The sequence below is a fragment of the Bradyrhizobium sp. AZCC 1721 genome, from assembly GCF_036924715.1.
In the GTDB taxonomy this organism is placed as follows: Bacteria; Pseudomonadota; Alphaproteobacteria; order Rhizobiales; family Xanthobacteraceae; genus Bradyrhizobium.
Genome location: NZ_JAZHSB010000001.1, coordinates 2,846,329 through 2,859,073, shown reverse-complemented (window position 1 = coordinate 2,859,073; position 12,745 = coordinate 2,846,329). Strand labels below are relative to the sequence as shown.

General features: G+C 59.0%; 12 protein-coding genes and 1 pseudogene. 10 read left to right on the top strand and 3 right to left on the bottom strand.

Annotation, left to right across the window (positions count from 1 at the left end; all coding sequences use genetic code 11):
• Positions 1-122: 122 nt before the first annotated feature.
• Positions 123-629 carry a transcriptional repressor gene (locus tag V1273_RS13550; RefSeq protein WP_334409907.1) on the bottom strand — a complete coding sequence of 169 codons (507 nt, stop codon included), beginning with the start codon at positions 627-629 and terminating at the stop codon, positions 123-125.
• Between the two features lie 636 nt (positions 630-1,265).
• Here V1273_RS13550 and aztC point away from each other — a divergent pair.
• The 4 genes and pseudogenes from aztC (at position 1,266) to V1273_RS13530 (ending at position 5,194) form a co-directional block, all read left to right on the top strand.
• A complete protein-coding gene (aztC, locus tag V1273_RS13545; protein WP_334409906.1) occupies positions 1,266-2,204 on the top strand; it encodes a zinc ABC transporter substrate-binding protein AztC in 939 nt (312 codons plus the stop codon).
• 51 nt (positions 2,205-2,255) lie between these two features.
• Positions 2,256-3,464: a hypothetical protein gene (locus V1273_RS13540; protein ID WP_334409904.1), complete on the top strand. Its 1,209-nt coding sequence runs from the start codon at positions 2,256-2,258 to the stop codon at positions 3,462-3,464.
• A gap of 178 nt (positions 3,465-3,642) precedes the next feature.
• Positions 3,643-4,592, top strand: a pseudogene (locus tag V1273_RS13535) (hypothetical protein).
• A gap of 395 nt (positions 4,593-4,987) precedes the next feature.
• Complete coding sequence (locus tag V1273_RS13530) at positions 4,988-5,194, top strand: DUF2905 domain-containing protein (RefSeq protein ID WP_442894088.1); 207 nt, start codon at positions 4,988-4,990, stop codon at positions 5,192-5,194.
• On the opposite strand, the gene V1273_RS13525 is transcribed toward V1273_RS13530, so the two are convergent.
• Entirely contained in the window at positions 5,184-5,456 is a 273-nt protein-coding gene (locus tag V1273_RS13525; protein WP_334409903.1) for a hypothetical protein, read from the bottom strand. The genes V1273_RS13530 and V1273_RS13525 overlap by 11 nt on opposite strands.
• 700 nt (positions 5,457-6,156) lie before the next feature.
• Between V1273_RS13525 and V1273_RS13520 the strand changes: the two genes are divergently transcribed.
• Entirely contained in the window at positions 6,157-6,978 is an 822-nt protein-coding gene (locus tag V1273_RS13520) for a universal stress protein (protein WP_334368121.1), read from the top strand.
• A gap of 293 nt (positions 6,979-7,271) precedes the next feature.
• Here V1273_RS13520 and V1273_RS13515 read toward each other — a convergent pair whose 3' ends face one another.
• The gene (locus tag V1273_RS13515; RefSeq protein ID WP_334368120.1) at positions 7,272-8,216 is read right to left on the bottom strand and encodes a LysR substrate-binding domain-containing protein; all 945 of its coding nucleotides are present in this window, start codon (positions 8,214-8,216) and stop codon (positions 7,272-7,274) included.
• 234 nt (positions 8,217-8,450) lie between these two features.
• Between V1273_RS13515 and groL the strand changes: the two genes are divergently transcribed.
• From groL to V1273_RS13490, 5 genes are all read left to right on the top strand, one after another.
• On the top strand, positions 8,451-10,094 hold the full coding sequence (gene groL, locus V1273_RS13510) for a chaperonin GroEL (protein ID WP_334409901.1): 1,644 nt from the start codon (positions 8,451-8,453) through the stop codon (positions 10,092-10,094).
• A 161-nt stretch (positions 10,095-10,255) separates the two neighbouring features.
• The gene (locus V1273_RS13505; protein ID WP_334409899.1) at positions 10,256-10,720 is read left to right on the top strand and encodes a thiosulfate oxidation carrier protein SoxY; all 465 of its coding nucleotides are present in this window, start codon (positions 10,256-10,258) and stop codon (positions 10,718-10,720) included.
• A 16-nt stretch (positions 10,721-10,736) separates the two neighbouring features.
• Positions 10,737-11,063, top strand: a complete 327-nt coding sequence (gene soxZ, locus V1273_RS13500) for a thiosulfate oxidation carrier complex protein SoxZ (protein WP_334409898.1) — start codon at positions 10,737-10,739, stop codon at positions 11,061-11,063.
• Positions 11,064-11,152: 89 nt separating this feature from the next.
• Complete coding sequence (locus V1273_RS13495) at positions 11,153-11,470, top strand: c-type cytochrome (protein ID WP_334409897.1); 318 nt, start codon at positions 11,153-11,155, stop codon at positions 11,468-11,470.
• Positions 11,467-12,735, top strand: a complete 1,269-nt coding sequence (locus tag V1273_RS13490; RefSeq protein WP_334409896.1) for an NAD(P)/FAD-dependent oxidoreductase — start codon at positions 11,467-11,469, stop codon at positions 12,733-12,735. The genes V1273_RS13495 and V1273_RS13490 overlap by 4 nt, the downstream gene beginning before the upstream one ends.
• Positions 12,736-12,745 lie beyond the last annotated feature (10 nt).

Below are 12,745 nucleotides of genomic sequence, written 5' to 3'. Positions count from 1 at the left end.
TCGCCAAAGCTATCGACAACTGCAGTGAAGCCGAGACGGGGTATGACGCTTGCCGCTGCTCGCCGGCAATGCTCCTTGCGCCTAGCCGCGAGATTGGCCGATCCTGCCACAAGCCATGAGGGTTAGCGTTCAGGCGTACCCGCGCATTCCGCACACTCGCCGTCCACCTCGATCATCGGATGTCGGGGCCTGAAGCCGGCTGTTTTCGCTGCGCCCCGCAAGCCGCGCGCCACCAGTTCGGAGGCCGCCTCCTGAACCGCGCCACATTGCGCGCAAACCATGAAGACTACCGTTTCGCCTTCTCCGTGCAGATGATCGCAGGCGAAATAGGCCGAGCGGGACGCCAGCCGATGGACGCACCCTGCCTCCTGCAGGAATTCGAGCGCACGGTAGACCTGCACGGCCTTGAGCTTTCGCGCATCGCTCACTTTCTCTGCGATCTCGTAGGCGCTCATCGGCTTTCCGGACGCCGCAAGCAAGGCAAGCACGCTTTGGCGCATCGGCGTGAACGGCACCCCTTTCGATACCGCGTACGAGCGGGCGCGAGACTCAACTGCATCGCCATCGACGGGGTGACCATGCGTCTCTTCGTGCGCGCAAGTTACGCGCGGATCTGGATTGCGATGCATTCCGTTCACCTTGACGGTGTAACAGTATAACAGTTATTGTGCTGTTACAACATTACACCCAGGATCGTTCATGACCAAGTCCCAAACGGGGGAGGCCCCCTGCTCCCCGTCTCTATTCCGTCCCGATTCTTCGGCGGCGGAAAGAGGGCCATGGGCCAGATCATTCTTGGGATTGACTTCAGGTCCAAGCGCCGAGAGCGAATTTACGACGCAGACAAGGTCTGGTCCGGATAACATACGATCCTGGACTACACAGAGATCTAGGGCGATTGCGCGCGGAATTGATCTTGCGCCCTTTTTGCGCAACGTGATTGTTATGTTATAACATTACATAGTCGCTGCAACAATTCAGGCTGAGGCGAGCACCGCATGGACGCGATCATTAGGGAGTGTAGGCACCGCGTTCGGTCAATCCGCGCGCCTTTTGGCGAGGGTACCTCGTTTCGCCCTTTTCAATCTGAGCTGCGCCGTCAATGCGGTCACCTCTGTCCCGGGGGTCGTGCGAGCGCGGCTCCAATCCAGCGATCATCGGAAAGCGTCCGGGTGCGGTCGGCAACCGCAGCGATCGATTCCTCGCCAAGAACTGTCCAGCGCCACCGCCATCAAGCACCTGAAACAACGAGAATACGACGGCTCATGCTCAAGACGTTAAGAACGGTCGTGCTTGCGGGACTCGTCTCACTATCACCGCTTGCTGCAGGTGCCGCGTCGGCCAAGAAGCTCAATGTGGTCGCCAGCTTCTCGATTATTGCTGACTTTGCGCGTCATGTCGGCGGAGACCGTATCGATCTTCGCTCACTCGTCGGAGCAAACGGCGATGCCCACGTTTACGAACCCAAGCCCGCGGACGTCAGAACGATTGCCGCCGCCGATATCGTACTCGTCAACGGCCTTCAGTTCGAAGGCTTCTTGAGACGCCTTATCGAAGCGAGTGGAACAAAGGCGCCGGTTGTCGAGCTTACGAAAGGAGTCCAGCCGCTCAAGAGCACTGAGCAAGCGCACCATCACGGGCAGTCTGGCCCTCATCACCACCATGGCGACCATGATCCCCACGCGTGGCAAGCGGTTCCGAATGCCCGGATCTACGTCAAAAATATCGTAGACGCGTTCTGTTCGATCGATCCACCCGGCTGCACGACGTATGAGACAAATGCCAAAGCCTACGATTCAACTCTCAGTGCGCTCGATGACGAGATCAGAGCGACGATCGCACTCATCCCGCCCCACAAGCGCGTTGTCATCACCGCGCATGAGGCATTCGGCTACTTCGCTCACGAATACGGTTTGACATTCCTTGCGCCAGAAGGCCTCTCAACAGACGCCGAGGCCGCAGCATCCGACATCGCCAGTCTCATCCGGCAAATCAAGCGGGACAAGGTCGCCGCGGTCTTCGTGGAGAACATCACCGATCCCCGTCTCGTGCAGCGAATTGCCGCGGAAACAGGGTCGAAGGTCGGCGGAGAGCTCTACTCCGATGCTCTGTCCCGGCCCGACGGGCCGGCGGCCACCTACGTTGACATGATGAAGCACAACGCCTCGACAATTCGGAAAGCCATCGTGCCTGATGTCCCCTGATCGAACGCGCCTTATTCGGAATGCGAATGCTGCTTTGAGAGGAAATATCCGATGACCAGAGTTCAATCCGGCACCATCGTTGTCCTTCTGACGACAATCGCCCTCAACTGCGGTGCTTTGGCTGCCGAGAAAACGGCGTGGCGCCTGTTCGTCTCCGATCATTCCGAGCCAATTGTGCATGTCGTCGATCTGCCCAAGCAGGAGAAGATCGAAACCTTTGCGACCAAAGCGCCAGCTCGTCTCTACCGCAGCAAGACCGGACGGACGGTCCTTGCCGTGCAGAGAGGCGCGGACTTGGTCACAGCGATTGATAGTGGCATATCATTTGAAGATCATGGCGATCACGGCGACATCAAAGTCAAGGCGCCGCGATTGCTTGGCGTTGAGATCGCGGGCAAGCAGCCATCGCACGTGGTCGAGTATGGTGGTGAGATCGCGATCTTCTTCGACGGCGAGGGCCGCGCTCGAATCGCATCCGAAAGGATGATCCTGGAATCGAAGTCTGTCCTGCGCGAAACCGCACCGGGGGTGCCTCACCATGGGGTAGCGGTTGCGAATGATCGCTACACGCTCATTTCCGAGCCTAACGTCAAGAACTCGGATGAATTGCCCATTGGCATCAAGATCGTCGACAAGTACGGTGCGCAAATCGGCGGCATTCATTCGTGCCCGGACCTGCACGGCGAAGCAACATCAGGAAGCATCCTAGTTTTCAGCTGCGCTACCGGACTTCTCGTTGCCAGCATGGATGGGTCCACGCCGCAGGTTAAGCACCTTCCCTACGCCGCCGCGCTGCCAAGCGGCAAGACGACTACCATGCTTGGCGGACGAGGCTTGCAATACTTCCTTGGCAATTACGGGTCGGACAAGGTCGTTCTGATGGAGCCGACTGACGCGGAACCTTTCCGCCTCGTGACATTGCCAATGCGGCGGGTGGATTTTACCGTCGATCCAGTCCGCGCAAAATTCGCGTACGTCTTCACGGAAGATGGACGATTGCATCGATTGGACGTTATCGCCGGAAAGCTTGACGGATCGCTACGAGTGACCGAGCCCTACTCCATGGATGGTCATTGGAATGATCCGCGCCCGCGGCTGGCAGTCGCTAGTGACATGGTCGTGGTCACTGATCCGGCAAGAGGCGTCGTTTCGCTCGTCGACGCGATGAGCCTCACGAAGGCCGGCGAAATTACCCTCGGCGGGAGGCCCTTCAACATTGTGGCGGTGGGCGGGTCAGGTCAGATTCATGACGCGAAGTAGGCACGGTATCCGACAGCCATGGTCATCGCTCCGATTGATAAAGACAGGAAGTCTTCTGAAGCGAGGACGTCTTTGCGGGACGTGGCGATATCCACGTCAAAGTGCACAATGAGTCGACAAGAGAGATGATCCGTTGCGGTCCAGATTACACCATCTGAATATCGCCGGCCTCGGTTTCATAACCACCTTGTCCAGTTCGGGTCCGGCTCTTGCGATGGGGCAGTCGTCGGCCGTACCGGCTTGGTTGCAGGCCCACGTCGGCGACCGCGATGGTCAAATCGCACGAGCGGTCTTGGAGAGAGCTCGCGCGCTTTATCTGAAAAAAGTGCGTGAAGGCGCGGTCAGAAGTCTCTGCTACTTCGCCATGGATGCCACGCGGCCCAACTATGCAAGTGAAGGCATATTGGGGCGCCGGTTTTACATTATCTGCGAAGCCGACCGGTCGTTCCGCGCAATTTCAGCGGGTCACGGCAGCGGTCACGATTTGAAGGGCATCGTGGATTTTGCAAATGGGAGGCGGTGCGCGAAGAACTTCAGCAACGCGATCGATTCCAACCTGACGACCGGCGGTGCGTATGTGACCGCCGAAACGAAACATCTTTCAAAGGATATTACCGCGTTTCGGCAAGGCAAGACGCTGCTTTGGTACGCTCTTTCGTTCAGTTTGACGGCGAAGGCGAGACCGCAAATGCCAGGCAGCGCGCGATCGGCGGACATGCAGCCGTTTCGCTAAAGGGCGTATGTCTTCGAAAGGATCCACACAGCCCATACGCAAACCACGATGGTTACGTTCCGTTTGGAACGCTGGTTGATTACTCTGCAGGCCGTAGCAATGGCTGCACAAGTTGGTCACCGTCGGACGTCCGGCAAATCATCCCGATGTTGAAAGACAATCCGACCACGATCTATATTTATCCTGAATCACACGACATCGACGCCATCGGCAAAGCCGTTGCGGCTGGGCAATTGCCATCGCGCCGGGGATTATATTGGAATGCATCCTGCTTGAAAGAGATCGGCTCTCCGAGATTTTGGTCAAAAGGAGATCTCGAGCCAATCCTTGCTCAGTACAAGAAGAATCATCCGGCGCCGCCGTCGCGACCCCCGCCGATTTGCAAGGAGCCGTGAACTTTATCCCTCATCGCTGGTCGTGACGAATGAGCGTTGCAGAGTTTGGACCTCAGCGGCCGAGATTGTCGACGGTTCGGCTTACGGTCTCCGCCGATCAGGAATAGAATGAACCAATATCCGCAGGCGCTCGTGCCCGTAGGCGGGCCCGGCTAGACATTGTGGCGCAACTCTCCGTCATGCCCCTTCATCTGACCCATATACGGGCCATTCAACCCAAAATCTGTGAACAGCGCAATCATGGTGTCAGCTTGCCCAAGCGCGTGTGTCCAATTCGCTCGAAAACGCTATACTGACCCATCCGAGCCGTGCGACGGACGCGGTCACAGCAGCACGCCAAATCCCGCTTGCGCTCCCTCGATCGGCTCACCCACGGTGATCGAAGGCTCGGCGCAATGTCGATCTCGCGTCTGCTCATCATCTTCGGCTTGTCGCTCGTTGCGCTTGGGCTGCTATGGCCAGTGATCAACAAGATCGGCTTGGGCCGGTTGCCCGGCGACATTGTCATCGAGCGCGACAACTTCCGCGTTTATATCCCGCTCGCAACATCGCTGCTGGTCAGCGTGACCCTTTCTCTGATCCTTTGGCTCGCTAACCGTTAGCCGTCGGCGCCTTTCGCTCTGGGTGGACGGCGCTCGGGAGCGTTCGCGGCCGGCCTGCCGGCAGCATCATCGTCTGCGCCGTGAGCAGCCACGGCATCCACATAAACCGAGTGGCCTGCACCCAAAACGTAAAAGGGTTAGCTGCCTCGAACAAGGACCCGAGCGCTTCGAAGGACGGTGTTGCCCGCAGGTTGATCGACATCTGCTCCCAATCACCATTCGGCGATTGCCGGTGAATGATCTCGATGTCGAGGCCGGGCAAACGAGCTCCTGCTCTTGTGGCATCGATATCGCTGTCTCGACTGTACGTCCGCTCAGGCATCGGCTTTACCATCTCCGTGCACCGATTCATGCAGCGCGCACCTACCTGCCGCGATCGGCTTATTGATTATCGCTCATCATTCCCGGCAATGAAAGCTCGGAAAGTTGCTGCCACGACCATGGCCGCACCTTGCGGAAGGTCGGAACCCCGCCGCCTAGTGGCACATGATCCTCTAGCTGTGGTGGCGCGCTTGATGTTCGCTCCGGCTCCCGGGTCCTGCCGCGGCGGATCGCCTGCAACCCAACGCGGGCGCCGGGCTTCTGCGGGCGCGCCAGAGCGAGCCGAGCACGACGGTCTGGCTATGCTTCGGCGCGGTAACGATTTGCGGCTTCCACGCACCGGGTCCCAACCAGGAGAAGTTTCTTCGCCTGTATTCCGAGAAGGTCGTCCCAAAACTGCGGACCGCATTCGGCTGATCGGATTTCCGGTGTGTGTGTACCGAGAACTAAACACGGAGGATGGTAGAGAGGAGCCTTGAAGTGGTGGCCCTTTGCGGAGCCTCGCTGTTATCTGACGCTTTCGCGCCAGTGCCCTTACCGAGTCGACCGTGAACGATAGGAGCTGGCACTAGGACTGCCGAAAGCCACTACTATATTATTTCAACAGAAAGGGAGGCGATCACCTAACTGGAGGCAGACGCATGATCAAGGATATTCTTGTCAACCTGTCTTACGGGGCATCGCAAGATGGCGTTTCCAACTACGCCTTATCGGTTGCGGAAACATTCGGCGCACACATCATGGGGACCGCCTTCTATCCGGCAGTGGTCGGTGGCGTTGACCTGTCGGCTAACTTTATTCGAGCCCAGCAAGCTGAAGCTCAAGAACGCGCAGAGTCCGTGGCCACCGCGTTTGACGAGGCGACGCGTCGCGCCGGCGTTTCAGCTGAAACGCGCAGAATTCAAGCTGACGTCGGCGACGTACCAACCCAGTTTGCGCATATCGCAAGACGATTCGATCTTTCCGTCATTGGCCAATTTGAAGGGGACCGGGATCATCGAACCACGAATATCGTCCTTGAGGCAGCGCTGTTCGAATCCGGAAGACCGGTGCTCATCGTACCTTTTATTCAGAAGGATCGCCTCAAACTCGATCATATCATGGTGTGCTGGGATGGCAGCCGGGCAGCCGCCCGAGCGGTCGCCGATGCCATGCCGTTTCTTACCCGATCGGGCACGACGAGTATTGTTGTTGCGGACACCCAGAGCGCCAAAAGCGCAGACCGTCCGGGTGCGGACATCGCGACCCACTTGACCCGTCACGGAGTAAACGCCACGATTGAGCGCATTCCCGTCAGCAAGATCGATGTTTCCAATGCAATCCTGTCATATGCAGCCGATACAGGTGCCGACCTCATCGTCATGGGCGGGTACGGGCATTCCCGGCTGCGGGAGTTTATTCTTGGCGGAACGACACGTGGTATGCTTGCCTCGATGACCAAACCCACATTGATGTCGCACTGATCGGATATTCCAACCCATCATGAGCAAGTTTGAGCTAGCTTCAGCAAACAACGCCCAACCTCGTGATATCGACATCGCGCGTGCAAAATCGACTTATGACGCGTAACCATCACGGCGCAGATATCCGCGTTTAAGCTGGGGGTTCGAGACGGTAGAGCGCTACATCGCGACGCCCGCTTGCGATCCGCAGTCGTAGCCTTCACCAGACCACGATGCCCTTGCGCATCTTGCAGTTTTGCATCTTCGTAAGCTGCCAGAGTCTCGAACGCCCCCCATTGGTTAAATCAGCACCACTAGATTTCCGTTCGTCGAGCGGTGCGTTCGTGGCGGATACATTGCGGCCAGGCGGGTGCCTTCAGCGCGTTCTTCACCATCTGACCAAGCGCCAGGAAATCGACCTTGCGTGGAGACGTTCGGCGCCACGCCAGCCCGATACTACGGCCGGGTTGCGGTTCGACAAAACGGAGGAGCTTCACTCGGTCGTCCCGCAACTCGGCATCGGCCGCGACTTCCGGAACTAGCGTGGCGCCGTATCCGCTTGCCACCATTTGCATGACCGTTGCAAGGCTCGTTGCACTGAGGCTCGAGGCCACGGTCCAACGCCCCTTGGCACAATAGTCGAGCGCCTGATCCCGCAGACAATGGCCTTCTTCCAGCAGAATGAGCTTACGCTTCTTCACGTCGCCGGGCGTCACGCGCGCCGTTTCCGGAAGAGGGTCGTGGGCGGGTACAGCAAAGAGGAAGCGGTCTCTCATGAGATGGAAAACTTCAACCGCGGCCGCCTTGAGCGGTAACGCCAACAACAATACTTCGAGAGCGCCACGCTCGAGATCAGCGAGCAGCACCTTAGTCTGTGCTTCCACCAAATCAAGGCGCAGGTCGGGATACCCGAGCTCCAGTTGCGGCAGCAACCGCGGCAATATATACGGCGCCAGCGTCGGGATGACGCCAAGGCGCAACGTTCCGCTCAGCACCTTGGCTCTGTGTTGAGCCAGGTCTGTCAGATCGCGCACTGCACCAAGGATCACTCCGGCGCGTTGCGCAATCTCGATGCCAAGTTCGGTGAACATCGGCGCGCCCGGGCGCCGCTCGATCAACTCTATGCCGAGAAGCCCTTCCAGTTCGTGGATCTGCATTGAAAGAGCGGGCTGGCTGACACAACACTCCGCCGCGGCTCGTCCGAAATGCTGATGACGGGCAAGCGCATCAAGATAACATAGCTGCCGGGTCGTGATCACCCCGATAAGATATTCTTAATGCCGCGGCAAAGCAATTTGATTGGCTTTTTGGCCGCTAGCTTAAAACATTAGATGGCCTGAAATCGTGTGGGTTGAAATCACCAGCGCAAGCGCGCCGCACGTGCACGCTCCGAGGGTCTCTGTCGTACGGACAAGCAAAAAGGGAGGACCGCAAATTCGGACTTATACGCCCGCGGCGCCCGCGAGGTCACCTGATCAAATCGGGAACCATCCATGGTAGGGAAGCAAATCGCATTTTCCGGCAGGGCGCGTGAAAGCATGCTGCGCGGTGTCAACATTCTCGCCAACGCGGTGCAGGTGACGCTCGGGCCCAAGGGCCGCAACGTGGTAATGGAAAAGTCGTTTGGCGCACCCCGCATTACCAAGGACGGTGTGACGGTCGCCGGAGATATCGAGCTCGAGAACAAGTTCGAGAACATGGGGGCGCGCCTCGTGCGCGAGGTCGCGAGCAAGACCTCTTATGTCGCCGGTGACGGCACAACCACTGCAATCGTACTTGCGGCTTCCCTCGTTCGCGAAGGCACCAAGGCAGTCGCCGCCGGCATGAATCCGATGGATTTGAAGCGTGGCATCGACCTTGCGGCCGAGGCTGTCGTCGAGGATCTCAAGAAGAACTCGAAGAAGATCACCTCCAACGACGAGATCGCGCAGATCGGCACCATCTCCGCCAATGGCGATGCAGAAATCGGCGGGTTGCTCGCCGAGGCCATGAAAAAGGTAGGCAATGAGGGCGTGATCACGGCCGAAGAAGCGAAGTCGCTTGAGACTGAGCTCGACGTAGTCGAGGGCATGCAGTTCGATCGGGGTTATCTCTCACCCTACTTCATCACCAATGCCGACAAGATGCGTGTGGAGATGGAGAATCCCTACGTCCTCGCATATGAGAAGAAGCTCTCGGACTTGCGGGAACTGCTGCCACTGTTGGAAGCCCTGGCGCAGACGGGTAAGCCGCTGCTCATTATCGCCGAGGAGGTCGAAGGCGAAGCACTCGCGACCCTCGTGGTCAACAAGCTGCGCGGCGGCCTCAAGGTCGCGGCGGTGAAAGCGCCCGGCTTTGGCGATCGCCGCAAGGCGATGCTGCAAGACGTCGCCATCCTTACCGGTGGCACCGCCATCTTGGAAGATCTCGGCATGAAGCTTGAGAACGCCACGCTCGACATGCTCGGCCGCGCCAGAACGGCAATGATCGACAAGGAGAGCACCACGATCGTCGGCGGCGCCGGCAAGAAGGCGGACATCGAGGCCCGCATCAACCAGATCAAGCAGCAGATCGCGGAGACCACCTCCGACTATGACCGCGAGAAGCTAGAGGAGCGGCTTGCCAAGCTGGCCGGCGGCGTGGCGGTGATCCATGTCGGGGGAGTCACCGAGATCGACGCGAGGGAGCGCAAGGATCGTGTCGACGACGCGATGCATGCGACCCGTGCCGCGGTCGAAGAAGGCATTTTGCCGGGTGGCGGCGTCGCGCTGTTGCGCGCCGCCAAGGTGCTCGCCCGGGTGAAGCCAGCCAACGAGGACCAGAAGCACGGCGTTGACATCGTCAGGAAGGCAATCAGCTGGCCGGCGCGCCAGATAGCACTGAACGCCGGCGACGACGCCTCGGTCGTGATCGGCAAGATCCTGGAGAAGGAGCAGTACAACTGGGGTTATGATGCCCAGACCTGCGAGTACGGCGACCTGGTCTCCAAGGGCATCATCGATCCAACCAAGGTGGTGCGCACCGCGCTGCAGGACGCGGTCTCGGTCGCCGGCCTAATCATCACCACTGAGGCCATGGTTGCCGAGTTGCCGACGCCGCCGCCTCCACCTTTGCCGGGCCATGACCACGACCACCATCGCGGCGACATGGAATTCTGAGCCGATCGCGATCGCGCACACCGGCCCCCTCGGCCGCGCCTAGGGTCGCAGCCCCCGCGAGGAGGAGTCGTCTTGTGAGAGCACCCATGGTAAGATTTTAACGTTAGAAATATCGAGCGCCCGCTTGGAGAGTTCCGCCTGTCGGTAGCGAGGATCTCGCGTTGAAGACAAAACCACTTGGCGTTACGCGCCGAACCGTCTTGACCGCCGCCGTTGCGGGGAGCACCGGCTTTGCAAGCGCCGCTCTCGCCTTATCACCGCCCCCGAACGATTACGCGGTGGATCTCGTCAAGCAACTGACCGGAAAAACCCCGACCGCATCCGATCGTCTGCATCTGGTGATGCCGCGGACCTTTCCGAATGGATACACAGTGCCGCTTACGCTCGCGATCGATAGTCCCATGACGGAAGCCGATCACGTCAGGCACGTTTCTGTGCTGGCGCCACGAAACCCGCTAATTGAGGTCGCCACCTTTCATTTCCTCCCGCAACGCAGCGAACCCCGCGTATCGACGCGTATTCGCCTCGCCGAACCGCAATACGTCCTGGCGGTGGCGGAGATGAACGACGGTACGTTGCTGATGACCGAAAGCTGGGTCGAGGTCGCCACCAACGGATGCAAGTGACGGAAGGAGGTGCGGAATGTTCACTCCGGTGCCCCGTGTGCAAGTGCCAAACGCCGCCGCGAACGGTGAAGTGTTTCCGGTCAAGACCCTGATCAGCCATCCGATGGAGACCGGGCTGCGACACGATGACAAGGGGAATGCCATCCCGCGCAAGATCGTCAACAGGTTTATCTGCCGCCACAATGGCGTCATGGTGTTCAGCGTCGATCTCCACGAAGCCATGGCGGCGAATCCGTTTATCGAATTCTACTTACGCGCGACAGAGAGTGGCCGGCTCGAGTTCGTTTGGGAGGAGGATGGCGGCGGCATCTATGTATTGGAGCACCAGCTCACTGTCGCCTAATGGTGTTGTAGTGATGTTGCCATGCTCCTTTTCACGCCATGAACAAAGGTATCGGCGATCGCAGACACGGGGGTGGAGCCGGTCTCAGCATGTGCAAAATCATCGCCGCTTCCATTGCTGTAGGTACGTTCTTTGCTTTCGCCGATCCCAGCCTGGCGGTAGATCGCGATGGTGGAGCCCAACTCGCAGCGATGTGCGCGTCCTGCCATCGTCTGGATGGCGGCGATGATGGTATTCCGACGATCCTCGGCATGAGTCCGGAGTTGCTCACCCGCGCAATGCTTTCGTACAGATCGCGTGAGCGCCCGAGCCATATCATGCGCGCCATCGCCCTGTCGCTCAGTGATGAAGAAATCGCAACCGTGGCGCGCTATCTCGCAGCGCTGAGCAGGCAGGTTAGGCCATGAAGTCCCGGACGCGTCGAGAGTTCGGCTGCTTGACGGGAGCAATGGTCCTCGCAGGGCTCGGTCCTCGATTAGCTGCAGGTGAGGCCAAGGCAAAGGTTGTCGTCGTCGGTGGCGGCATCGGCGGTGCCACGGCCGCCAAGTACTTGGCTGCCAGCGCACGAACCATCGAGGTCACGCTGGTTGAGCCAAAGCCGCGCTATACCACCTGCTTTTTCAGCAACCTTTATCTCGCAGGGCTATGCTCGCTCGAGTCGCTTACGCATGGCTATGAGACGCTCGCGCAACGATACGGCATCAATGTCATTCATGACTCCGTGACAGCGGTTGATCCGGTCGGAAAAACCGTCGGGCTCAAGAATGGTCCAAAATTGCCTTACGACCGCGTCGTCGTTGCCCCCGGCATCGCTTTCAACTACGAGGCCCTCGCAGGATATGACGAGGCAGCAACGCAGATCATCCCGCACGCCTGGAACGCAGGCCCACAGACGCAGCTTCTGAGACGGCAACTCGAAAACATGGAGGACGGCGGCGTCTTCGTGCTCGTTGCGCCCCCTAACCCGTTTCGCTGCCCGCCCGCCCCATATGAACGTGCCTCTCTGGTTGCTTATTATTTCAAACAACATAAACCGCACTCGAGGATCCTGATCCTCGATGCGAAAGATAGCTTCAACGCGCAGGATCTATTTCTGGATGCGTGGGAGCGACACTATCGGGGTATGATCGAATGGCTACCTGCCCAATTCACCGGTGGAATAAAGGCCATCGACGTGAAGGAGCGATCCGTCAAGACTGCGAGCGAGACATTCAAGGCCGCGGTCGCAAATATCATACCCCCGCAAATGGCCGGCCAGTTCGCGCAGCAAAACGGCCTCGTGGATCAATCTGGCTGGTGCCCGATCGATCCCATAACGTTCGAATCGAAGCTACAGCCGGGAATCCATGTGGTGGGCGATGCGAGCAGTGCCGGCGACATGCCGAAATCGGCGTTCGTTGCGAATAGCCAGGCCAAGGCTTGCGCGTTTGCCATCACCGCGGCGCTGACCACGTCCGAGCGCCAACCGCCTCATTTGTTCAACACTTGCTATACTTTTCTTAGTCCCGACGACGCGGTGAGCAATGCTGTCAGCTTCAAGCCCGCGGCCGGAACGATCAAGATCATCGACAACTTCGTCAGCCAGGTGCAGGAAAGCGTCGAAACCCGCCACCGGACCGCACGCGAGGCGCAAAGCTGGTACGCTGCCTTTACGCGCGACACGTTCGGCTAGCTCCCGTTTC

Coding starts and splice junctions, on each gene's coding strand:
- V1273_RS13550 (WP_334409907.1), bottom strand. CDS start 629: ATGCATCGCAATCCAGATCCGCGCGTAACTTGCGCGCACGAAGAGACG.
- aztC (WP_334409906.1), top strand. CDS start 1,266: ATGCTCAAGACGTTAAGAACGGTCGTGCTTGCGGGACTCGTCTCACTA.
- V1273_RS13540 (WP_334409904.1), top strand. CDS start 2,256: ATGACCAGAGTTCAATCCGGCACCATCGTTGTCCTTCTGACGACAATC.
- V1273_RS13530 (WP_442894088.1), top strand. CDS start 4,988: ATGTCGATCTCGCGTCTGCTCATCATCTTCGGCTTGTCGCTCGTTGCG.
- V1273_RS13520 (WP_334368121.1), top strand. CDS start 6,157: ATGATCAAGGATATTCTTGTCAACCTGTCTTACGGGGCATCGCAAGAT.
- groL (WP_334409901.1), top strand. CDS start 8,451: ATGGTAGGGAAGCAAATCGCATTTTCCGGCAGGGCGCGTGAAAGCATG.
- soxZ (WP_334409898.1), top strand. CDS start 10,737: ATGTTCACTCCGGTGCCCCGTGTGCAAGTGCCAAACGCCGCCGCGAAC.
- V1273_RS13495 (WP_334409897.1), top strand. CDS start 11,153: ATGTGCAAAATCATCGCCGCTTCCATTGCTGTAGGTACGTTCTTTGCT.
- V1273_RS13490 (WP_334409896.1), top strand. CDS start 11,467: ATGAAGTCCCGGACGCGTCGAGAGTTCGGCTGCTTGACGGGAGCAATG.